The organism is Streptomyces sp. NPDC088387, assembly GCF_044753385.1.
GTDB lineage: Bacteria > Actinomycetota > Actinomycetes > Streptomycetales > Streptomycetaceae > Streptomyces.
Map to the genome: position 1 here is coordinate 959,204 of NZ_JBIVNC010000001.1, position 22,302 is coordinate 981,505.

The 22,302-nt window shown below is 70.8% G+C and carries 19 protein-coding genes, 2 tRNA genes and 1 pseudogene; 2 read left to right on the forward strand and 20 right to left on the reverse strand.

Features of this window, described 5'->3' with window-relative positions:
- Positions 1-51: 51 nt before the first annotated feature.
- The 10 genes from ACIQAC_RS04340 to ACIQAC_RS04385 all read right to left on the reverse strand — a co-directional run bounded on the left by ACIQAC_RS04340 (position 52) and on the right by ACIQAC_RS04385 (position 5,434).
- A tRNA-Ala gene (locus ACIQAC_RS04340) sits at positions 52-124 on the reverse strand.
- Between the two features lie 122 nt (positions 125-246).
- Positions 247-480 (reverse strand): hypothetical protein, encoded by a 234-nt coding sequence (locus ACIQAC_RS04345; RefSeq protein WP_402186827.1) that lies wholly within the window; start codon positions 478-480, stop codon positions 247-249.
- Positions 481-483: 3 nt separating this feature from the next.
- Positions 484-657 carry a hypothetical protein gene (locus tag ACIQAC_RS04350; RefSeq protein ID WP_402186828.1) on the reverse strand — a complete coding sequence of 58 codons (174 nt, stop codon included), beginning with the start codon at positions 655-657 and terminating at the stop codon, positions 484-486.
- Between the two features lie 338 nt (positions 658-995).
- A tRNA-Ala gene (locus ACIQAC_RS04355) sits at positions 996-1,068 on the reverse strand.
- Between the two features lie 92 nt (positions 1,069-1,160).
- Positions 1,161-1,832 (reverse strand): histidine phosphatase family protein, encoded by a 672-nt coding sequence (locus ACIQAC_RS04360; protein WP_402186971.1) that lies wholly within the window; start codon positions 1,830-1,832, stop codon positions 1,161-1,163.
- A complete protein-coding gene (gene rsfS / locus ACIQAC_RS04365; protein WP_402186829.1) occupies positions 1,829-2,275 on the reverse strand; it encodes a ribosome silencing factor in 447 nt (148 codons plus the stop codon). Before rsfS ends, ACIQAC_RS04360 begins: the two co-directional genes overlap by 4 nt.
- Before the next feature lie 85 nt (positions 2,276-2,360).
- A complete protein-coding gene (locus tag ACIQAC_RS04370) occupies positions 2,361-4,088 on the reverse strand; it encodes a LytR C-terminal domain-containing protein (protein WP_402186831.1) in 1,728 nt (575 codons plus the stop codon).
- Between the two features lie 16 nt (positions 4,089-4,104).
- Positions 4,105-4,857: a nicotinate-nucleotide adenylyltransferase gene (gene nadD, locus ACIQAC_RS04375; protein ID WP_402186832.1), complete on the reverse strand. Its 753-nt coding sequence runs from the start codon at positions 4,855-4,857 to the stop codon at positions 4,105-4,107.
- Between the two features lie 106 nt (positions 4,858-4,963).
- On the reverse strand, positions 4,964-5,128 hold the full coding sequence (locus ACIQAC_RS04380) for a hypothetical protein (RefSeq protein WP_402186834.1): 165 nt from the start codon (positions 5,126-5,128) through the stop codon (positions 4,964-4,966).
- A gap of 144 nt (positions 5,129-5,272) precedes the next feature.
- Positions 5,273-5,434, reverse strand: a complete 162-nt coding sequence (locus ACIQAC_RS04385; RefSeq protein ID WP_402186835.1) for a hypothetical protein — start codon at positions 5,432-5,434, stop codon at positions 5,273-5,275.
- A gap of 103 nt (positions 5,435-5,537) precedes the next feature.
- Here ACIQAC_RS04385 and ACIQAC_RS04390 point away from each other — a divergent pair, with 103 nt between their 5' ends.
- Positions 5,538-6,668 carry a M48 family metallopeptidase gene (locus ACIQAC_RS04390; RefSeq protein ID WP_402186837.1) on the forward strand — a complete coding sequence of 377 codons (1,131 nt, stop codon included), beginning with the start codon at positions 5,538-5,540 and terminating at the stop codon, positions 6,666-6,668.
- A gap of 406 nt (positions 6,669-7,074) precedes the next feature.
- Here the strand turns inward: ACIQAC_RS04390 and ACIQAC_RS04395 are convergent, their stop codons facing one another.
- The 5 genes and pseudogenes from ACIQAC_RS04395 to proB all read right to left on the reverse strand — a co-directional run bounded on the left by ACIQAC_RS04395 (position 7,075) and on the right by proB (position 12,057).
- Positions 7,075-8,139 (reverse strand): hypothetical protein, encoded by a 1,065-nt coding sequence (locus ACIQAC_RS04395; protein ID WP_402186838.1) that lies wholly within the window; start codon positions 8,137-8,139, stop codon positions 7,075-7,077.
- A gap of 156 nt (positions 8,140-8,295) precedes the next feature.
- Positions 8,296-8,896 (reverse strand): annotated as a pseudogene (locus ACIQAC_RS04400) (hypothetical protein).
- A 57-nt stretch (positions 8,897-8,953) separates the two neighbouring features.
- Complete coding sequence (locus tag ACIQAC_RS04405) at positions 8,954-10,240, reverse strand: glutamate-5-semialdehyde dehydrogenase (RefSeq protein WP_402186840.1); 1,287 nt, start codon at positions 10,238-10,240, stop codon at positions 8,954-8,956.
- Between the two features lie 73 nt (positions 10,241-10,313).
- The gene (locus tag ACIQAC_RS04410) at positions 10,314-10,784 is read right to left on the reverse strand and encodes a hypothetical protein (RefSeq protein WP_402186841.1); all 471 of its coding nucleotides are present in this window, start codon (positions 10,782-10,784) and stop codon (positions 10,314-10,316) included.
- 166 nt (positions 10,785-10,950) lie between these two features.
- Positions 10,951-12,057 (reverse strand): glutamate 5-kinase, encoded by a 1,107-nt coding sequence (gene proB, locus ACIQAC_RS04415; RefSeq protein WP_402186973.1) that lies wholly within the window; start codon positions 12,055-12,057, stop codon positions 10,951-10,953.
- A 278-nt stretch (positions 12,058-12,335) separates the two neighbouring features.
- On the opposite strand from proB, the gene ACIQAC_RS04420 reads away from it, so the two are divergent.
- On the forward strand, positions 12,336-13,739 hold the full coding sequence (locus ACIQAC_RS04420) for a polysaccharide pyruvyl transferase family protein (RefSeq protein ID WP_402186974.1): 1,404 nt from the start codon (positions 12,336-12,338) through the stop codon (positions 13,737-13,739).
- Between the two features lie 82 nt (positions 13,740-13,821).
- Here ACIQAC_RS04420 and ACIQAC_RS04425 read toward each other — a convergent pair whose 3' ends face one another.
- The 5 genes from ACIQAC_RS04425 to ACIQAC_RS04445 form a co-directional block, all read right to left on the reverse strand.
- The gene (locus ACIQAC_RS04425; RefSeq protein ID WP_402186843.1) at positions 13,822-15,027 is read right to left on the reverse strand and encodes a glycosyltransferase family 2 protein; all 1,206 of its coding nucleotides are present in this window, start codon (positions 15,025-15,027) and stop codon (positions 13,822-13,824) included.
- Between the two features lie 197 nt (positions 15,028-15,224).
- Positions 15,225-17,288: a hypothetical protein gene (locus ACIQAC_RS04430; RefSeq protein ID WP_402186844.1), complete on the reverse strand. Its 2,064-nt coding sequence runs from the start codon at positions 17,286-17,288 to the stop codon at positions 15,225-15,227.
- A gap of 134 nt (positions 17,289-17,422) precedes the next feature.
- Positions 17,423-18,922: a D-ribitol-5-phosphate cytidylyltransferase gene (locus tag ACIQAC_RS04435; RefSeq protein ID WP_402186846.1), complete on the reverse strand. Its 1,500-nt coding sequence runs from the start codon at positions 18,920-18,922 to the stop codon at positions 17,423-17,425.
- 223 nt (positions 18,923-19,145) lie between these two features.
- The gene (locus ACIQAC_RS04440) at positions 19,146-20,378 is read right to left on the reverse strand and encodes a hypothetical protein (RefSeq protein ID WP_402186848.1); all 1,233 of its coding nucleotides are present in this window, start codon (positions 20,376-20,378) and stop codon (positions 19,146-19,148) included.
- Between the two features lie 91 nt (positions 20,379-20,469).
- Complete coding sequence (locus tag ACIQAC_RS04445) at positions 20,470-22,029, reverse strand: alkaline phosphatase D family protein (RefSeq protein ID WP_402186849.1); 1,560 nt, start codon at positions 22,027-22,029, stop codon at positions 20,470-20,472.
- Positions 22,030-22,302 lie beyond the last annotated feature (273 nt).

Here is a 22,302-nt window from a genome sequence, read left to right on the forward strand (position 1 = left end):
AAGGCGGACCATCCGTGGGGATGATCCGCCTTCACTTCTCTCGAAGTCCTGTGGAGCTAAGGAGAATTGAACTCCTGACCTCCTGCATGCCATGCAGGCGCTCTACCAACTGAGCTATAGCCCCTCGTGGCCACCCGGTGTCCCCGGCGGCGACGCCAACATTACCGGCCGACCCGGTGGAGCACCAAATCGTTTCCGTTCCACACCGGTAGCAGCACCTGTGTCCGATCCTGACCGGCGCGGCGGTCAGGCCGTGACGAACGAGTAGAACCGTTTGAGCGTGCAGTGCTCCTCCAGGAGCCGGCCGTAGATCGGCTCCCCCTCGAGCTCCCGATACGTCTCGATCGGGTCGCCCTTTATGATCAGCGCCCGCGCGCATTCCTCGCACCAGTACTGGTAGTCGGGGTTGATCGGCTCCATGTCCCGGACGATCGGCGTGCCGTTCCCGCACCAGTCGCACTTTCGCCTGTGTGCACCCATCGATCAGCTCCAGCTGTGGCCGCAGGCCGTGCACACGTAAGAGATCCCGCCGTTGTCGCCGAGAACCTGGGCGACATGCCCGGAACCGCAGGAAGGGCAGCTGAGCCGGGTGGCCTTCTCCCGTATCAACGCCGCGTCGAGGAGGTGGCCGACCTCCCTGAGGATGCTCGAAGGCATCGCTACTCCCTCCCGTCGGGCCGCGCCCCCTTCCGGCCGTCTGATTCTGCCACGGCCGGGCCAATACGGTCAGCGACGCCTGGGTACCAGTCCGGCCACGGCAACCCGCGACCGCCCCGGCAGCCGCACGCACGCGCGCGACCCGGCGCCTCCACAGACGTATACGCCCCGAGGGCCCCAAGTGACTCAAGCCGGTTGGGGATCAGTTCTGTGCGACGACTCGTCGGAAGCTCACGAGCCGCCGTCAGGTGACTACTCATCAGTGGTCTTCGGGACCGAACGGCAAAAGCCCCGCCCTCACGGTGTGAGTAGCAGGGCTTCCCCGTACGAATCCTCTGTGGAGCTAAGGAGAATTGAACTCCTGACCTCCTGCATGCCATGCAGGCGCTCTACCAACTGAGCTATAGCCCCTTGCGCCACTCCGCTCCCGGCGGGGTGAACAAGAAGAACTTTAGCCTGTGACCTGCCGGAAAGTGAAATCCGGGTCGCGGCCCCCGGGAGGATCAGTCGTCGTCGCCGAGGACGGGCTCCGGGAGGGTGCCGGCGTTGTGCTCAAGGAGGCGCCAGCCGCGCGCGCCCTCGCCCAGGACGGACCAGCAGCAGTTGGAGAGGCCGCCGAGGCTCTCCCAGTGCCGGGACTCCAGGCCGAGCAGGCGGCCGATGGTGGTGCGGATCGTGCCGCCGTGGCTGACCACGACGAGCGTGCCGTCGTCGGGCAGCTTCTCGGCGTGCCGGAGCACCACGGGGGCGGCCCGGTCGGCGACCTCGGTCTCCAGCTCGCCGCCGCCCCTGCGCACCGGCTCGCCGCGCTTCCACGCGGCGTACTGCTCACCGTGCCGGGCGATGATCTCGGTGTGCGTGAGGCCCTGCCAGACGCCCGCGTAGGTCTCCCGCAGACCCTCGTCCCGGCTCACCTCCAGGCCGGTGAGCTCGGCAAGCTCGGCGGCCGTGTCCGAGGCCCGCCGGAGGTCGGAGGCGACGATCGCGTCCGGCTTGAGGGAGGCGAGCAGCCGGGCCGCGCGGCGCGCCTGCGCGACGCCCGTCTCGGTCAGCTCGACGTCCGTGGTGCCCTGGAAGCGGCGCTCCACGTTCCAGGACGTCTGGCCGTGCCGCCACAGGATGACGCGGCGCCCGCGGCCCGGCCTGGCCGCGGTCCCCTCGGCGCCGGTGGTCAACGCCACTCACCGCCCGTCTCGGCCGCCTCCTCGGCGGCCTGGAGCTTGGCGTGCTCGGCGCTCTTGCCACGGGTCGCCTTGGCGTCGGCGGGCAGCTCCAGCTCGGGGCAGTCCTTCCAGAGCCGCTCCAGGGCGTAGAAGACGCGCTCCTCGCTGTGCTGGACGTGCACGACGATGTCGACGTAGTCGAGCAGGATCCAGCGGGCCTCGCGGTCGCCCTCGCGGCGCACCGGCTTGGCGCCGAGCTCCTTCGACAGCCGTTCCTCGATCTCGTCGACGATCGACTTGACCTGGCGGTCGTTGGGCGCGGAGGCCAGCAGGAAGGCGTCCGTGATCGACAGCACGTCGCTGACGTCGTACGCGATGACGTCGTGCGCGAGCTTGTCGGCGGCCGCCTGGGCGGCGGTGTTGATGAGCTCCAGGGAGCGGTCAGTAGCGGTCACTACAAGGCTTTCCGTCGGCGGTCACTTGACCTCAAGGGTCTCACGGTCCGCCGACGCTCCCGTACGGAATAAGGCCCGGCCCGCGTCAGTCGGCCGTGGCCGGTTCGTAGTCCTGGCCCAGGACCACCGTCACGTCCGCGTTGGCCGAGACGTCGCCCTTGGCCACCGCGCCGGCGGGCAGGCCGAGCGTCTTGGCGACCTCGGAGGCGTTCTCCTTGTCGGTGTCGTCCTTGTACGTGACCTTCGAGGTGGCCTCGGCCGCGGACGCCGTGCCGCCCTCCAGGAAGGTGAAGCCGCCGTTGAGCAGTGTCACGCGCGCGTCCTCGGTGCGTTCCTTCGCGCCGGTGGCGTTCTGCACGGACACGCGGACGGCGGCGTCCTGGTCGGGGCTCTTGGCGGTGCCGCCGAGGACGTCCTTGACGACGCTGGCGGTGGCCTGCGCGTTCAGGGTGCCGTCGCCCTCCACGGGCAGCATCGCCGTCTTGTAGTCGCCGCTCTTGGCTAGGTCGGAGAGACCGGCCAGGAAGGTGCCGAGGTCCTTGTCCGTGAGCGGCGGGTCGAGGATCTGCGCCAGCGTCTGCACGGTGGTGGTGGCCGCCGTCGCGTCGGACGACATCTTGCGCAGCACGCCCTGCATGACCTGGCCGAACCGCTCCAGCTGGGCGTTCTGCTCCTCGCCGGATCCCTTGTACGTGGCGTAGGCGACGGCTGCCTTGCCGCTGAGGGTCTGGTTCTCGCCCTTGCGCACCAGGGGCGTCTCGCCCTTCTTGGCGTCCGGGTCGGGCACGTCGGCGTTGGTGTCGACCTCGATGTTGCCCACGAGGTCGACGAGGTTCTGGAGGTAGGGCGTGTCCAGCCGCCAGGTGCCCTGGATGGAGGTGCCCAGGGCGGTGTCGAGGGCCTCGCGCGTGCCGGAGGACCCGTCGTCGTCGACGGACTTGGTGAGGGTGGTCGTGGAGCCGTCGTCGCCGGTCAGGGCGAGCGAGTTGGGCAGCAGGACGGTGGTGCCCTGCTTGGTGGTGGTGTTGTCCACCAGGAGCGCCGTGGACGTGCCGGTCTTCTTGGTGTCGTGCAGGTGGACGACGATCACGTTGCGCTTCTGGGCGCCCGACGCCGTGGTGGCGCCGGCCGAGTCGCCGGAGGACGACACGCCGGGCAGCTTCCCCGCGTACCAGAGGTAACCCACGCCTCCCGCGACGACCAGGGACAGGGCGACGACGATGGCGACCAGCCTCCCGCGCGCGCGGCGCTTGGCCTCCTCGCGGCGCTCGGTGCGGTTCTCCGTGAAGGCCAGCCAGTCGATGACGTCCTCGGACTCGGCGTCGGGGTCCTCGACGAACGCGAACTGCTCGGTGCGGTAGTCCCGGTCCTCGCGCGCGCCCGGCCCGCCACCCTGGGGCTCCTGGTCCGGGCCGGGTTCCGCCGGGCCCGCCTGCTGCGGGATGTACGCGGTCTGCTCGGCGACCTGGGGCTGCTGGCCGCTGGTCGCGGCCTGCCCGTAGGGGTCGTAGCCGTCGTACTGCTGCGGGTAGGAGCCGGTGTCGTACTGGCCCTGCGGCGGGACGGGCGGCTGCTGGCCGGTCCCGTACGGGTCGTACGGCGGCACGGGCTGCTGGGGGCCGGTCTGCTGGTCGGTCTGCGCTCCCGTCGCGTACGGGTCGTAGCCGTAGCCCTGCTGCCCGTAGGGATCGTAGGTCTGCTGCTGCGGGGGCTGGGGCGGCGGGACCTGCCGGTACACGGGCCGGCCGTACTCGTCGTAGCCGACGAGCTCGTACGGGCCGCCTTCGTACCCCGCGTCGTACTGGTCGTTCACCGGTGCCCCTCTCGGCTCACTCGCCGCGGTACAGCTCTCGTTTCGCGATATAGCGCACGACCCCGTCCGGCACCAGGTACCAGACCGGGTCACCCTTGGCGACCCTCGCACGGCAGTCCGTGGACGAGATGGCAAGGGCGGGGACCTCGACCAGCGAGACACCACCCTCAGGAAGGCCGGGGTCGGCGAGGGGGTGACCGGGCCGGGTGACCCCGATGAAGTGTGCCAGGGAGAAGAGCTCCTCAGTGTCACGCCAGGTGAGGATCTGGCCGAGGGCGTCTGCACCCGTGATGAAGAACAGGTCCGTGTCAGGGTTGAGTGAGCGCAGGTCACGCAGGGTGTCGGCAGTGTAGGTGGGGCCCCCGCGGTCCATGTCGATACGGCTGACCGAGAACTGCGGGTTCTCGGCGGTCGCGATGACCGTCATCAGATAGCGGTCCTCGGCCGGGGTGACCTTGCGGTGGGTCTTCTGCCACGGCTGACCGGTGGGGACGAACACCACCTGGTCGAGGTGGAAGGCGGCGGCGACCTCACTGGCCGCCACGAGGTGCCCGTGGTGGATCGGGTCGAACGTGCCGCCCATGACGCCGAGACGGCGTTTGCCGGTGTGCGCCGGGCCCACCGAGGGGCCCTCGGCGCCTTCGGGCCGAGCCCCGCGCGGTGTGCCGCCGAATCCCTCGCGGGCCGCGCTCTCGTGCGCCGGAGCGGCGCCGGTCGCCCGGCCGCCGGCGGTGTCGTCCGGACCGGTAGGCATGTCCTGCTCTCCCATGCGTGCAGACCCTACCGGCCCGGCCTGTGGGGCCCGTTCGGGAGTCGCCTCCGCGCGGTACGGGCCCGGTGCCGGGCCGGAGCGGTGACGCCGCGCCCGACCGGGCTCAGCGGTCGCGGTTGAAGCGGGTGGTGATCCACAGCAGGAGCAGCAGGATGAACAGCGCGGCGCCACCGGTGAGCAGGGGCTCCAGGCTCTCGTGGTTGCCGCCGTGCTCCTCGCCTTCCGCGGCGAGGGTGACCAACTGGGCAGCGGTGCTGTGGAAGCTCATCTTCGGCAGAACCTATCCGGTGAGGGCGGGATAAAGACGTCGGCTCATGGTAAGCGGGCGGCCCCGCGGCCATCACGCCGACTCCGCCGTTGGAGACACCTGTTGCCCGGCGGCTCCTCGGCACCGGGGAACCTTTGCGTCGGTTCAGTCGTCTTTCCGCTTGTAGCCGCGCAGCACGAACCACGCCGTCAGCACACAGCCCAGCACCATCACGATCAGTACGACCCGGAGCAGATTCCCCGCACCCTGCTGCTCGGCGGCATGAGCGGCCTCGGTGTACCAGACGGTCGCGGGGACGTGGTCCATGACGGGGGACTCCTTCGCTGTAGTGCCCGTCCAAGGTAACTCCGCCTAGGCTGGGCCCTGCTTCGGGGGCACACCAGCGGCACTCAGACGCATGGGGGAAGACATGTCCGACGACGGCCACCAGCAGGACGGGCACGAGAGCGTGCCGAGCAGGCAGCGCACACGCTTCCCGGGGATCTCCTCGCGTGCGTACGAGCATCCGGCGGACCGCTCGGCGCTGGTCGCGCTGCGCAAGCTCAGCGGTTTCGACACGGTGTTCAAGGCCCTCAGCGGCCTGCTGCCCGAGCGCAGCCTGCGGCTGCTGTTCCTCTCCGACTCGGTGCGGGTCTCCGAGCGGCAGTTCGCCCACCTCAACGACATGCTGCGGGACGCCTGTTACATCCTGGACCTGGAGAAGGTCCCGCCGATGTACGTCAACCAGGACCCGCAGCCCAACGCGATGTGCATCGGTCTGGACGAGCCGATCATCGTGGTCACCACCGGACTCGTCGAGCTGCTCGACGAGGAGGAGATGCGGGCCGTCGTGGGCCACGAGGTCGGCCACGCGCTGTCCGGCCACTCCGTGTACCGCACGATCCTGCTGTTCCTCACCAACCTGGCGCTGCGGGTGGCGTGGATCCCGCTCGGCAATGTCGCGATCATGGCGATCGTGACGGCGCTGCGCGAGTGGTTCCGCAAGTCGGAGCTGTCCGCCGACCGCGCGGGGCTGCTCGTCGGCCAGGACGTGCAGGCGTCGATGCGCGGCCTGATGAAGATCGCGGGCGGCAACCACCTGCACGAGATGAACGTGGACGCGTTCCTGGAGCAGGCCGAGGAGTACGAGGCGGGTGGCGACCTGCGCGACTCGGTCCTGAAGATCCTGAACGTGCTGCCGCGCAGCCACCCCTTCACCACGGTCCGCGCGGCCGAGCTGAAGAAGTGGGCCGAGTCCCGCGACTACCAGCGGATCATGGACGGTCACTACCCGCGCCGCGACCAGGACAAGGACACCTCGGTCACCGACTCCTTCCGCGAGTCCGCGGCGAGCTACGCCAGTCAGGTGAAGGACTCCAAGGACCCGCTGATGAAGCTGGTCAGCGACATCGCCGGCGGGGCGGGGGATCTGGGGGGCCGGGTGCGGCGCGGCTTCGGCGGTTTCGCCGGCTCGTCGAGCACGTCCCCGAAGGACGACCCGTCCACGGGCACGACCCGCACGGAGGACCCGCCCCAGGACGACACCCCCAACAACAACTGACGCCCGGGGGGGGCGGGGCCCCAAGAGGCCCCGTGCCCCCCCCGCCCGCAGGCGGCCGACAACGGCCACCCCCTCCCTCCCAGGGGCGCGGGGAACTGCGCGCCCAGCCCCCACGGCCCCGCACCCGACAACACTCCCCGGCGTGGGTGGGGGGACGTCGCGCAACCCGGCGCAACGGGGTGCCGCCGCGCCCACCCGTGCCGCCCAGCGGCACGCCTGCCCGCGGCTACCGCAAGTGGGGCTGCACGAGTCCGCGCCCGCTGCAACGCCCCAGGGGCGCGGGGAACTGCGCGACCAACCCCCACCGACCCGCAGCCGACCACCCGGGGGCGCCAGCCCCACCTGCCCGCGGCCGACCACCCGGGGGCGTCAGCCCCACCGGCCCGCGGCCGACCGAACAGGCGCGTCAGCCGCTCGCGGTCAGCGCTCCGCACAGCGCCGTCGTATCCCCCGTGGCATACGGATCCGTGCCGGCCGGGCCACCCGCCGCGGCGGTCTGGCCGGCGAGCAGCGGCCGCAGCTGGTCGACGGAGTCCTCGGCGCAGGACAGCGGCCCCGCCTGGACGTAGGACACCTGGAGCCGCGCCTGATGCAGCCGCAGATCGTCGCGGTCGAAGCTGAAGTGCAGCTCGCGCCGGACGGTGAACAGCGACGCCTCGGCCCCGGCAGCGGCGCCCGCCGGCCGCAGCGCGTACACGAAGAGATGGTCCGCGACGACCTCAAGGGTCGAGGAGTTGGTCTCGGTGGCCTGAAGGGTGCCCTGGACGCGGATCTGACGGTCCGCGAGTTCGGCGACCTCGGGGTCGAACCGGACCAGCCAACCGGTCGGCGCATGCCGCCCATCGGCCGCCGGGTGCGCGAAACTCTCGTCGAACTGGTCGAGTTGGTCCGGGTCGAGCATCACGCGCACGGGCCGGACCTGACCCCCGGTCAGCACCTCGGGGTAGAGCGAGGAGCGGACGATGTAGTCCTTGGCGGTGGTGAGCGCGGTGACGACCTGGCTGTCGGAGAAGTTCGCGGTGCTCCGCGAGGCCGGCAGCGGTATGCCCTCGGCGCCGATCCGGAACTGCGCCGCCGGACTGTCGGCGTACAGCTTCGCGGTGTCGACGGCGCCGGTGACCTCGGACTGCGGGCTGAGCGGGACGACCGTCATGCGCAGCGGCTGGAGGGACTGGCGGCTGCCCGAGGCCGAGGTCGCGTAGGGGTTCCGTACCCCCATGTAGATCGCGGTGCCGAAGGCCACGGCGATCAGCACCACCAGGATCAGGGCCTGCCGGGACAGTCCCCGGCGCACGGGTGGGCGGCGGCGGACGGCGGGGGCGTGGTCACCCATGCGTTCCTGGGCGGAGAACTCCTGGAGGCGGGCAGCGCGAACGAAAGACTCGTCGAAGACAACCGATCGGTATTCGTCGTCCGCACCGCCGGGGGCGCCGCCGGGTGTCCCCTCAGGTGGGTCTCCAAGTCCGCCCATATCTTCAGAGTAGGTCTCCTGACGCTCTGGTAAACGCCCTGCTACGCGACAACTTCTGACAGGTCCTCACCAGAAACCGCCAGGACATCCCGACGCCCACCGAGGGCACCCGGGAGTGACGCCATGGCCAGTGCACGACCGGCCCGGGGGCCGTGCTCAGGGGGTACGCGGGACGGCCGAGACCGCCGGCCGGGAGTAGTCGGCGGAGGCCGAGGGAGCCGCCCGGTCACCCTGCTCCACACCGGTGGTGGCCGGTGGCGGGGCGGGGTCCTGGCGGCTGGAGGAGGCGCCGCGGTAGACGGCCGCGAAGGCCAGCGCGACCATGCCGATGCCCATCACGATGGCCAGCATCCAGGCGACGGCGCGATGCCACCGGACCTGTTTGCCGTACGTGCCCGGGGCGCCGTAGCCGTCGTCGAGGACGTCGGTGTCGTCCAGGTCGTCCAGCTCGGGATCATGGCCGAAGCGGCGCGTGTCGGGGTCGTACCCGTCGTCGTAGCGCTCGCCTCTGGCGTGGGCGCGGCGGGCCTCCGCGTCGGAGGCCTCGGCTCTCGCCTGGGCGGCGGACAGGAGGCGCTCCACGGCGGTCGGCTCATGGACCACAGCCGCCCGCACAAAGGCCTCGTCGAAGACCACGGAGGCGAATTCTTCGTCCGCCATTCCGCGGTCGTGGTCGTCGTCGGGCATCCAGCCGTCAGGGAACGGCGTGCCCCCCACGTCGTCCGGCACAGGATCCAGAGTAGACCTGGGGGGTCAATTTGGGCAGACGGTATGGAAATTCATCCGCCTGCTGAGACGGCCCGCGGGCGCCCGCTCAGCGCCGTACGTGCCCGTCCCCGGTCACGATGTACTTCGTGCTGGTCAGCTCCGGCAGGCCCATCGGGCCACGGGCGTGCAGCTTCTGCGTGGAGATGCCGATCTCGGCGCCGAAACCGAACTGGCTGCCGTCGGTGAAGCGGGTGGAGGCGTTCACGGCGACCGTGGTGGAGTCGACCAACTGGGTGAACCGGCGGGCGGCCTGCTGCGAGGTGGTGACGATCGCCTCGGTGTGACCGGACGTCCACAGCCGGATGTGCTCGACCGCGCGCTCCAGGGAGTCCACGACGGCGGCGGCGATGTCGTACGACAGGTACTCGGTCTCCCAGTCCTCGGCGGTGGCCTCCACGACCGTCGCCCGGGAGTCCTTGGCGTAGGCCATCACCCGCTCGTCGGCGTGCACGGTCACACCGGCCTCCGCGAGGGCGTCCAGCGCGCGCGGCAGGAAGTCCGCGGCGATGTCCTGGTGGACGAGCAGGGTCTCGGCGGCGTTGCACACGCTGACCCGCTGTGCCTTGGAGTTGATCAGGATCTCGACGGCCATGTCGAGGTCGGCCTGGGCGTCGACATAGACGTGGCAGTTGCCGGTGCCGGTCTCGATGACGGGGACGGTGGACTCGGCGACGACCGTCCGGATGAGGGAGGCGCCGCCGCGCGGGATGAGGACGTCGACCAGGCCCCGGGCGCGCATCAGCTCGCGCACGCTCTCCCGGTTCTCGCCCGGTACCAGCTGTACGGCGTCGGCGGGCAGTCCGGCACCGCCCACGGCGTCCCTGATCACCCTGACGAGGGCGGTGTTCGACTCGTAGGCGGAGGCCGAGCCGCGCAGCAGGACCGCGTTGCCGGACTTCAGGCAGAGGGCGGCGGCGTCCACGGTGACGTTCGGGCGGGCCTCGTAGATGATGCCGACGACGCCGAGCGGGACGCGGACCTGGCGCAGGTCGATGCCGTTGGGCAGGGTCGAGCCGCGGACGACCTCGCCGACGGGGTCGGGCAGCGCGACGACGTCCCGCACGTCGGAGGCGATGGCCCGTACACGCTCCGGGGTGAGCGTCAGCCGGTCGACGATGGCCTCGCTGGTGCCGGCCTCGCGGGCCTTGGCGATGTCCTTGGCGTTGGCCTCGACGATTTCGGCCGTACGGACCTCCAGGGCGTCCGCGATGGCCGCCAGCGCGTCGTCCTTCGCGGCCCGCGGCAGCGGGGCGAGGTCGGCGGCGGCGGACTTGGCGCGGTAGGCGGCCTGGGTGACCGGGGACATGGAGTCGTACGGCGAGAGCGTCGTCATGAGGGAAGGGTAGTGCGCCCGCCGAACCGTGCCCGCGGTTGTCCCGAACCGCGAGACTCCGCGTGAACAGGGCTCAAAAGGGATGTACACCGACCGGTGAGGCCGGCGCCGGGCCGTAACCCTCCGCGAGGCGTTGGTGATAGGTCCCGCGGTCGATGACCTCCAGGCCGACGATCTCCCAGGGCGGCAGCCCGGCCGTCTGCCGGTGCTCGCCCCACAGCCGCAGCGCCACGGCGGCGGCGTCGTGGAGGTCGCGGGCCTCCTCCCAGTACCGGATCTCGGCGTGGTCGTCGGCGTAGCGGCTGGTCAGCAGGAAGGGGTGGTCGTGGGCCAGCTGTTCCAGGGCCCGCCTGACCTCCTTCAGCGGGGCGGCCTCGCCGGAGACGCTGAGGGTGACGTGCCACAGGCGGGGCAGGTCGCCCGGCTGCTCGTACCGGTCGCCGGCGGCGACGCTGGTCAGGGCCCGCTCCTCACCGGCCGGGCGCGAGGGGGCCCCGGCGGGGCCGCCGCGGGACGTCGCCGCCCCAGGGCGCACTCGTCTCACGGCGGCCTCCTCAGTCCCTCGGTTCCTGTCGTCCCGGCAGTGCGGCTGCGCGGCTCACGCAGTGCCCGTGCGGAATATGTCCCTGAGACAAAGTTGAGCAGGCCGCAAGGCTCCGCGTGGCCGTTTTACGGAACGTCCCCCACCGGGGGCGGACGAATCAACTGTTTTACGGATGCAGGATCACCAGGTCGTCCCTGTGTACGACCTCACGTTCGTACGCGGGCCCCAGGTCGCGGGCCAGTTCACGGGTGGAGCGGCCGATCAGCTGCGGGATTTCCTTGGCGTCGAAATTGACCAGACCCCGGGCCACGGCCCGCCCCGTGGTGTCCCGCAGCTCGACCGGGTCGCCGGCGCTGAAGTCGCCCTCGACGCCCGCGATCCCGGCGGGCAGCAGCGAGGTACGACGCTCGACCACGGCCCGTACGGCACCGTCGTCCAGGATCAGCGCGCCCTGCGGGGTGGAGGCGTGCTGAAGCCAGAGCAGCCGGTCGGCGGAGCGCTTGCCGGTGGGGTGGAAGTACGTGCCGGTGTCCGCGCCGGAGAGGCCGTCGGCGGCGCGGACCGTGCTGGTCAGCACCACGGGGACACCGGCGGCGGCGGCGATCCCGGCCGCCTCGATCTTGGTGACCATCCCGCCGGTGCCGACCCCGGCCTTGCCCGCGCTGCCGATGTCGACGTGCGCCAGGTCGGCCGGTCCGCGGACCTCCGCGATCCGGGACGTGCCGGCCCGGCTCGGATCGCCGTCGTAGACCCCGTCGACGTCGGACAGCAGCACCAGCAGGTCGGCGTGGACGAGGTGGGCGACGAGGGCGGCGAGACGGTCGTTGTCGCCGAAGCGGATCTCGTCCGTGGCGACGGTGTCGTTCTCGTTGACGATCGGGAAGGCGCCCATCGCGAGCAGTTTGTCGAGGGTGCGCGAGGCGTTGCGGTGGTGGGCGCGGCGGCTCATGTCGTCGGAGGTGAGCAGCACCTGGCCGACCCGGACGCCGTAGCGCGCGAAGGAGGCGGTGTAGCGGGCGACCAGCAGCCCCTGGCCGACGCTGGCGGCGGCCTGCTGGCGGGCGAGGTCGCGGGGGCGCCGGCGCAGCCCCAGCGGGGCGAGTCCGGCGGCGATGGCGCCGGAGGACACCAGCACGATCTCGCGCTCGCCGCCGCCGCGGACCTTGGCCAGTACGTCCACGAGGGCGTCGACCCGGTCGGCGTCCAGCCCGCCCGCGGCGGTGGTCAGCGAGGAGGACCCCACCTTCACCACGATCCTGCGGGCCGCGCCCACGGCCTGCCTTGCCCCTGCCACCTTGCGATTCGTCCCCTCGCATAGCCCCCGACTGCCCCGCCCGGCAATCTACGCGAAGGGGACCGGGAGTTGCGCGGCGGTCCACTGGGCGGACGCGGCGGCGGACACCGGGCCGTACGCACGGAGGGACACGGAACGTGACGCATCCCTCACGGTCCGCTTACGGCAAAAAGGTTGCACACGTTTCGTCTGGAATTCAACGTGCAGGCAAACTTAGGTTGAACGACGTGCCACACACAGATCCCCCCGCGCAGCGCGTGAAGCGCATTCTTCTCCGGTCGGGCAAGAGCCCGTACGACGTCGTCCCCGTCGAGGAGGCCCTGCACCGGGACGTCATCGCCACCAACGCGGGCAACCTGATCTTCAGCGACGCCTCCCACAAGATCCTCGAAACTCCGCGGACCGAGGTGTTCTCCAACGGCGGACGCGTCAGTGTGGCGGCGGCGGGACGGATCAACGAGGAGTACGACGCCTTCGTCGTCCCGCTCGCCAACGCCTTCCGGCCCTCCTTCGAGGAGGCGCTGGAGCGGCTGACCCGGCTCATCGGCAAGCTCACGATCCCGGTGGTGGTGCTGGGCGTCGGCGCGCAGTCCAACCTCAAGTACGAGACGGCACGGCTGAAGGCCATGGAGCCGACCGTACGGGCGTTCGTCTCCGCGGTGCTCGACCGCAGCGCGTCCATCGGGGTGCGCGGGGAGTTCACCGAGCGGTATCTGAAGGAGATGGGCTTCCGGGACGTCGAGGTGATCGGCTGCCCGTCGCTGTTCATGCACGGCAAGGACCTCACCGTGGAGAAGCGGCTGCCCCGGCTGACCGCCGACTCCCGGATCTCGGTCAACGGCTCGCACAGCGCCGTACGGTCGCAGGGGCTCGGCAAGGTCATCCGGCGCGCCCACGAGCGCTACCCGAACCTGCGCTTCGTCGGCCAGAACCTCAGCGACGCCCGCCAGTTGCACTGGCGCGACCTCTCCAGCCCGAACGCCCGGGTGACGGCGATGCCGACCCACCCCGACCACCCGATGTACCGGGAGGGCAAGGTCCGCGTCTACGTCGACCCCATCACCTGGATCGACGACCTGCGCGGCTTCGACTACTCCTTCGGCTCGCGCATCCACGGCAACATCGCCGCACTGATCGCGGGCACCCCGGCGACGGTGCTGTGCTCGGACTCGCGGACGCTGGAGCTGTGCCGCTACTTCGGCATCCCGCACCGCACGATCGACAAGGTGCCCGCCGACCTCGATCCGGCGGAGCTGTACGAGGAGGCCGACTTCAGCGAGCTGACCGGCGGCCACCAGGAGCGGTTCGAGCGGTTCACGTCCTTCCTGACCGCCAACGGCCTGGACAACACGTTCACGCACGGCGACGGTGGCGCGGCGTTCGAGGAGCGGATGCGGTCGCTGTCGTTCCCCGCCGGCATCCGGCCGTGGATCGACGCGGACATCGCCTCGCTGAGCGACCGGTTCGGCTGGCTCCAGAGCCGGATCACGGAACTGTCCGCGGACAACGCGCAGTTGAAGCGCGAGCTGGCCAGGACCGGTGCACGTGCCGAGTCCGCGGCCAAGGCGTCGGCCGCCACGCCGTCGGTCTACCGCCGGGCCCGCCGGGTGGTGGGCAGACCCCTGCGCAGGGCGCTGCAAACGAAGCAGCAGAGCAAGTAGCCGTAGAGCGGCGCACGCTGTACGAGGCGAGTGGTGCCCTGTCTTCCGCCGGTCCCGGCAGAAGACAGGGCACCGCCACTTCTCAGGCGGCCGCCGCCCCGCCGCCCGTCGGTGTCATCATCCGCCGCGCCCGCCGCCACACCCGGCGTGTCAGCGACCGGCTCTCCCGGTAGCCCGGAAACACCTGCGCCTCCCGCGTCTCCGCGAGGTACACCCAGTCCGGTATCCCGGCCGTGCGTTCGCGGAAGTGGGGGTAGGCGAGGTAGACCCGGCTCCGGCGGCGCTCCAGCAGGGCCGCGGCCTGCTTCTTCGCCCGGACGAACTCGATGATCTCCACCAGGAGGTCGAGGCGCTGTTCGGCCACCAGGTGCAGCCGCAGACGTTCGTTGACCTTGACGCGGCGGGCCACCTCCGGCGTCCAGTGCGCGTCCATCAGCGGTTTGGCCAGCTCCAGCTTGTGGCGGCGGACCTTCTCCGAGTCCTTCAGGAACACCGGGCCGAACTGCGGCAGCAGGGTGATCAGGAAGGGCCGGAGCATCAGGACGTCACGCCGGTGGCCCGCCGGGACCAGGGCCGTGATGAGGCCCATCAGCGCGCGGGCCGAGTCGAAGCGCAGCTCGTACCCACCGCTCTTCGTCACGTGCTTGCCGTCGGTGCGGCCCACCAGGTAGTAGCAGGTGTAGTCGGCGACGACGGAGACGCCGTCCGCCCTCAGATACGCCTCCATCGTGAACAGCGCGTCCTCGCCGGTCCACAGGGACTCGTCGAACCGCATGCCGTGCCGGCTCAGCAGCTCACGCCGGAACAGCTTCTGCGCGCTCAGCGTGAACTTGATGTTGGACGAGTACACGTCCGTACGGTCGAGGGACTTGCCCCACATCGACTTGGGCGCGCTGCGGTTGACACCCTCGACCCGGCCGAGCACCACGTCCGTGCCGTTGCGGTCGGCCGCCGCGACCATGCGCTCCAGCGCCTCCGGGCCCAGCCGGTCGTCGGCGTCCAGGAAGAACACAAAACGGCCCGTGGCCCTGCCCAGGCCGACGTTGCGCGGGCCGCTGGGGCCGCCCGAGTTCTGCTGCCTGATCACCGTCACGGGGATGGCCACCCGCGCGGCGAACTCCTCCAGGTACTCCCCCGTGCCGTCCGTCGAGCCGTCGTCCACGGCTATGACTTCCATCCGTCCCGGTCCGATGGTCTGTGCCTCGACGGACTTCAGGCACTCGACCAGGTACGGCATCGCTTCGTACGCCCCGATGATCACGCTGACATCAGGCTGCGGCACGGTCACGTTCCCCCTACGGTCACGGAAGATTTCCTCCGTATCTCCTCATTCGCTACTCAGAAGACGATGGAGGGACACAAAGGGTTCATCCGGAGACGTGGTGAAGTGATCCGGTTCACGTGCCGGTGCCGACCGCGGACACGGCAGAGGGCCCCGGGATGCCGTCCGGCACCTCGGGGCCCTCCCCGGTACAACGTCCCGCGTCAGCCCGCCAGTTCGCTCGTCGCCGCGCGCGGCTCCTGGCCCCGGTTGCGGGTGTCCGCCTTCGACGCCAGGTTCTTCACCGCGGTGTTGAACTGGTCGATCGACGTCGGCTCGTCCGGGCCGAGCAGATACCGCTTCAGCTCACGCCGCTCGTCGGCCAGCGGGTCGGCGACCGGCTCGCGGACCGCGGCCAGCAGGACGCCCAGTTCGGCGGCGCTGTTGGAGAGGATCACGGCCGCGCGCACGGCGGTGTTCTGCCGCTTGAACTCCTCCTCTCCGAGGTCCGCCGAGTCCGTCACCGCGTACGGCTTGCCGCTCGCGATGAAGTCGGAGACCACGGACGAGATGTCGGAGACCATCGCGTCGGAGACGTTGAAGCAGTCGTACAGACGCGGCTCGGCGCCCTCGATGACCCGGTGCTCCCACGCGGGGAAGGCCTGCCAGTAGGCGTCGTTCCACTCGCCGCGCAGCCGGGCGATCTCCTGGAAGCCCGTCACGTCGACGACACCGTCACGGGTGGCCTCGGCCTCGTCGCGCTTCTCGGCGGCGGCGCCGCCCAGCTCGGCCAGCCGGGCCTCGATCCGCGCCAGGTCGGCCCCGGCGGCGCTCTGCGCCCCCGCGTCGACCGTGAAGCGGGGGTCGGCGGCACGCGCCACGGCGGACTTCTCGACCAGGGCCGTGATCCGCTGGTGGGCGGCCTTGGCGGCGGCGCTGCGGGTGCCGGTGAAGGGGTGCGGCTTGTAGAGGACACGGACCGGCGGGTCGGCGGTGACCAGGGTGCGGACGACGTTCTCGCCGGCCAGCAGGAGGGAGGTGTTGCCGGGGTTGTCGTCCCAGCCCTCCCAGGTCGGCGCGTAGAGCACCGTCGGGCAGTGTCCCTCGGCGGCCGCGCCGAGGGCACTCGCCGGCACCTCCTGCCAGGGGCGGATCGGCGCCAGCTGCGGGCGGCCGACCTCCACGATGTCGTCGTCGCGGACACCGACGTCGGCGATGGCGTAGCGGTCGCGGCCCGCGCGGCCGGCGGTCCACACCTCGTCGTACACCTTGCTGAACGGGTTGACACTCGCCAGCTTGTCGCTGTCGCCGTGGCCGATGAAGACGTGCTTCATGGTGGGGACGCGCAGCAGGTGGATGTTCTTGCCGACGTTCGCCGCGTACAGCGCGACGCGGACCGTGGAGAGGTCCATGTTCATCAGGTGCACACCGCCCGGCACACAGACGACCGGGACCGTGGTGGGCGCCATCCGGTCGAGGATCGCGCGCTCCCGCAGGATGATCAGCGGCCGGGAGTCCAGCTGCTCCATGGTCTCCAGCCACATGTTGAGCTGGTACGCCGAGTCCTTGGAGCCGGAGAAGTAGAGCACCGTCTCCGGCCGGTAGGCGCCCAGCCAGTCGTCCATGGCGGCGAGGACGACCTCCGCGCGGGGCGGGATCTTCCGCCCGCGCACGTACGGCGCGAGGGCGAGGACGTAGACGCAGCCCAGGCCGAGGGTGATGCCGATCCCGACGAAGCCGGCCACGGCGGAATCCAGCTCCGCGGAGACGAGTATGCCGACGACCGCCGCCAGGTCGAGGTGGAGCATCTTCTCGGCCGAGCGGTCCAGCAGCGGGCGCGGCGGGGCGTCCGGGATACGGATCCGGGAGGCGAGGTCGACGTTGCGGGTGGCGACCGGCATCCGGCGGCGGTTGCGGATCAGGGTGACCAGCGCGCCGTGCGGGGCCTGGAGGCCGTAGAAGGCGATGAAGCAGGCGACGGCACCGTAGAAGACCAGGTCGTTCGAGAGGGACAGCCGGGCCAGCAGCAGGATCAGCAGCAGCTCGCGGATCAGGAAGCGGATCGACAGTCCCGCGCGCACCTTGCTCAGGCGGTTGACCAGATAGCTGCCCTTGCGGTGCAGATAGTGGTCCGCCAGGTATGTCACGGCCGCCGCGGCCGCGAAGGCGGGGACGCTCGGGACGAGCGCGGCCAGCATGAGCGCCGGGAAGCCCAGCATCATGAGCGCCGCCGCGGCCAGCTCGGCCGCGCTGCCCACCCGGGCGACGCGAATAGCGGTGGTTATCACGGAAAACCTGCTCTGGGAGGGGGGTGCCTGGAATGAAGCCCGCAATTTCGGGATTTACGGATTCAGGCCTCTGTGAATGCTCGGCGAACGGGCACCCAGAGAGGCCTGAATAAAGGAAGGCTTTAAGGCGCCGATTATGCCACGCCGTCCTGGCGGTCCAGCACTCCGGCCAGCACCTGCTCGAAGCCGTCGGACCTGCTGGCGTCCGCCGTCGGGTCCTGCTGGCGGACGTCGATGACATGGCCGGTCAGCTCGGAGAGCAGCACGTCGAGCGAGGTGCGCGCGACGGCCTCGGAGGAGAGCAGCGAGCCCGCGGGCTCGTCGCCGAAGGCCTTGGTGCGCATCGGGGTCGCGGTGCGCTCGGGGTTGACGCAGTTGACGCGGATGCCGTCGCCGGCCCACTCGTCGGACAGGGCCTGGGTGAGGTTGACCATGGCGGCCTTGGTCGAGGAGTAGAGGCTGTACTCGGCGCGGCCGCGGGTGTAGCTGCTGGAGGTGTAGAGCAGCAGCTGGCCCTTGGTCTCGGCGAGGTACTTGTACGCCGAACGGGCGATCTGCACCGGTGCCAGGTAGTTGACCTTCAGCGCCTCCTCGATGGTGGCGTTGTCGGTCTCGGCGAGCTTGCCGATGCGCAGCACACCCGCGGTGTTGACGACGTAGTCGATCCGCCCGGTCTCGGCGTACGCCTTGGACAGGGCGTCGTCGACCTCCTCCGGGTTCTCGACGTGGGTGCCGGTGGTGGAGCGGCCGAGGGCGTAGACCTTGGCGCCGTAGGACTCGGCGAGCTCGCCGATGTCCTTGCCGATGCCGTAGGAGCCGCCGAAGACGACGACGGTCTTGCCGCTGAGCAGCTGGCGGTAGGCCTCCTCGCCGTTCTGCTCGGGCGCGGCCGTGGAGGCGAGCTGGAACAGCTTGTCGGCGATGAAGACGTCGACGGGCTGGGTGACCTTCATGTTGTACTCGTCACCCGCGACGACGTGGATCGGCACGTCCGGCAGGTAGCGCAGGACCACCGTGCAGTCGTCGGTGGCCTGGAAGTTCGGGTCGCCGGCGGCGACTTCGTAGGCCCGCTTGATCGTGGACAGCTTGAACGCCTGCGGGGTCTGGCCGCGGCGCAGCCGGGAGCGGTCCGGGATCTCGGTGATGAACTCGCCGTCCTCACCGTGGGTGCGTGTCACGATGATGGTGTCCGCGGACGGGATGGCCACGTCGACGGCCTGGTAGCGCTCCAGGGCGCTCACGCAGTCGTCGATGACGCGCCGGGAGAGCAGCGGGCGTACGGCGTCGTGGAACAGGACGTTGAGGTCCTCCCCCTCGGCCAGGCCCTCGCCGAGGGCCGTGATGGCGCGCTCGGTCGTCTCGTTCCGGGTCGTGCCGCCCTCGATGATCCGGGTGACCTTCTGGAAGCCGGCCTTGGCGACGATCTTCTCGACGTCGGGGACGTAACCCGGCGCCATCAGCACGATGATGTCGTCGATCGAGTCGGCCTTCTCGAAGGTGGTCAGGGTGTGCTCGATGACTGCCTTGCCGGCGATCTTCAGCAGCTGCTTGGGGATCGAGAGCCCCACACGCTGACCGGTGCCACCGGCCAGGATCACTGCGGTGGTACGGGGCTTGGCATTGTGCTGTGACACAGGTGACCTACCTCGGGGCGACTGGGAACCTGGAAATGGTCCCACTTGTGGTTACCGCGATGCAAGGTGAGCGACCTCCAACGCATATGTGCCCGCAACCTGTCATTCATCTTCCTCCGCTGGTGACGGGAGTACCTGTTATGCGCCACGAGCGCCGGTTCCGGGAATTGCTGTGAGTAACTCCACAGGCCCCGGCGATTACGGGCCGTGACGGGCTGTGGGCTCAGTGCCGCCGCAGCCGCCGGAGAGCCCGCCGCGCCAGCACCCCCACCAGCTCCTTCGAGGTGACCTGGTGGACGGGCCGCGCCTTTGCGGGGCTCGTGTGCCGCACGGGCGCGGCGGAAGCCGCCGCGAGTACCCCGTACAGGGCCTGAGCAGCGGCTTCGGGCGCGATCCTGGGCGCGCCGGGCGCCGGTTCGGCCACCTCGGGCACGGCGGACAGGACCGCCGGGTCGCCGAGGATCCGCACCCCCAGCGCGGCGATCCGCCCGGCCATCTCGGCGCCGGTCCGCCCCGCCTCCTCGACCGCCCAGCGCGGGGTGCGGATACCCGGGTCGTCGGCGGACGGCCGGAAGGCGTTCTTCATCTGCATGACCGCGCCGTGCCGGATCAGCTGCGAATACAGCTCTTCGGGAAGCCCGCCGGCCCGGAAGTGGACATTAAGATTCCGCAGCATTTCGGTCTCGGCGAGGGTGAGGGAGCGGTTCGCCGTGTCCGGCACCGGCCGCAGCAGCCCGGGGGGCAGGGCGAGCAGCGCCTCGAAGGTGCGCAGCAGACCGTCCCGGTCCCGGTCGTCGACCACAACGACGGTCGTGCGCTCCGGTCCGACGGCCCGCGCCCACCGCTCCACCAGCCGGTCGTGCCGGTGCCGCCGCCAGAAACTGGGATTGGGCCTGTCGTACGGCGGCTTGCGCAGCAGGTGCTCCAGCCAGTCCTCGTAGCCCATGCGCAGGCCGTTCTGCACGTACTGCTGCCACTGCGAGGGCAGGATGCGGGCCAGGGGGCGCAGGGTGACCAGGACGTGCACACGCTCGGCGCCAGCACCGCCGGCACCGCCAGCACCGCCCGCACCGCTGTCCCCGCTCGCCCCGCCCAGCTGCCGCACGATCCGCGCCGCGGTGGCGTCGTCGGAGGCGTCGGCGAAGAACTCGCTGCTGACCACCGACGTACGCCCGCCGGTCGCCCGCACCTGGTCGAGCAGCCGGGTCCAGTGCCGGTCGGTGGGCGCGGTGTCGCCGATCATCGCGGGCCGGGCGCAGGCGGCGAGGGCGGCCTCCATCGGGTGCCGGGTGTGCGCCGGGAAGGCGACGTTGTGGGACGGCAGCCGGTCCCTGGCGGCGAACAGGGCGCCCTGGACGGCGGTGGTGCCGGTCTTGTGCGGGCCGATGTGCAGCAGCCGGGTGCCGGCGGGCAGGGCGGCGATGGGCTGGTCGAGTCTCTGGCGATCCGTCTCCATGGTGAACGGACGGTAAACGGGCTGCCTGAGACGGGGCTGAGAGCACCCTGGGACCACGATGTGTCCCAGGGCGTCACGGCCGTACGGGCGCTCAGACCACGCGCACTCCGGGCCGCCCGGCGTCGACACGCAGCCGGGCCAGGGTGCTCGGCGCGGCCGTCGGCCTCAGCACGGTGTCGACGACCCGGACCTGGGCGTCGATGCGGTCGCGGCGGATGTCGAACAGGTGGTAGCCGCGGTGGGCGTCGAGCAGCTTCCAGTGTGGGTTGTCCGGCATCCGCGGGTCCCACTCCCGGTGGAAGGCGGCCTGGTCCTGGTCGCCGTTGGAGGAGATGGAGGTCCCGACGAACTCGGCGCCGACGACGGCGGAGGCGGGGTTCTCGTAGTCCTCCTTGAGGTCGCTGATCATCGTCAGATGGCGGTCGCCGGTGAGCACGACCGGGTTGCGCACGCTCTTGAACTCCCGCATGAACCGGTTGCGTTCGGCCTGGTAGCCGTCCCAGGCGTCGTAGAACCACTGCTTGCCCGCGCCGATCAGCAGATCGGTCTCGGCCATCATGATCTGCGAGGCGACCAGGTTCCAGCGGGCGGGCGAGCCGTGCAGGCCGTCGAGGAGCCAGCGCTTCTGCTGCGCGCCGAGCATGGTGAGCGCGGGGTTCTTCGCGCCGTCCTGGGTGGTGGCCTGGTCGCTGCGGTACTGGCGGGTGTCCAGCACGTTCAGCCGGGCGAGGCGGCCGAACTCCAGGCGGCGGTACATCCGGATGTGCGGACCGTTCGGCACGGCGGTCGCCCGGACCGGCATGTGCTCGTAGAACGCCTGGTAGGCCGCGGTGAGCCGGGCCACGAACGCGTCGTGCGGCTGCCTGTCCGGGTCCTGCGGGATCTCACCGGCGAAGTCGTTGTCGACCTCGTGGTCGTCGAAGGTGACCACAAAGGGGGCGTTGGCGTGCATCGCCCTGAGGTCCGGGTCGGAGCGGTACTGCGCGTACCGGTTGCGGTACTGGGTGAGGCTGTACGGCTCACCGGTCCCCTCGTGCCGGCGCACCGCCGTCGCCGAGGGCGTCGACTCGTAGATGTAGTCCCCGACGAAGAGCACCACGTCGGGATCCTGGTCGAGCATGTCGGCGTACGGGGTGAAGTAGCCGTTCTGCCAGTTCTGGCAGGACGCGAGCGCGACGCGCAGGGTGCCGCCGGAGCTGGTGCGCGGCGGCGCGGTGCGGGTGCGGCCGGTGGGCGAGAGCTGGCCGCTCACCTTGAAGCGGTACCAGTAGGCACGGTCGGCGTGCAACCCCCGTACATCCACGTGAACGCTGTGCCCGTACTCGGGCCGCGCCTGGGCGACTCCCCGCCGTACCCCCTTGCGGAAGCGCTCGTCCTCGGCGATCTCCCACTGCACGGACACCGCGCGGTCGGGCATCCCGCCGCCGTGGAGCGGGTCCGGGGCCAGCCGGGTCCACAGCACCACGCCGTCGGACAGCGGGTCGCCGGAGGCGACACCCAGGCTGAAGACATCGGCGGGCAGTGGAGGTTCGGCGGCTCTCGCCGTGGCCGGCAGCCACAGCTGGGTGGAGGCGGCGGCGCCCACTACGGCGGCGCCCGCGGTCAGAAAGCGGCGACGTTCGGGTGACACCGGTCCGGTCGCGTCGGTCATCGGCGGAACTCCCTTGCCCCAGAGGCCTCTTGGACACTTCGGAAGCTCCCACGGCGGGACGGTCCGCCGGCTGAACGCCGGGCTGCACGTGCATGACAACTAGGCAGACAGCGGGAAGACCCACCACGGCAGGGGAACGGGCCCTTGCCGGGGCAGGTCTGACGGGTGTTCAGCCGGGGAACCGTGGGGTGGTGCGGTGCTGTGCGGTGAGGTGCTGTTCTGTGAGGTCAAACGGAACAAAGCTTCGCACTACCGGCACCGGTTGCGGAGGTA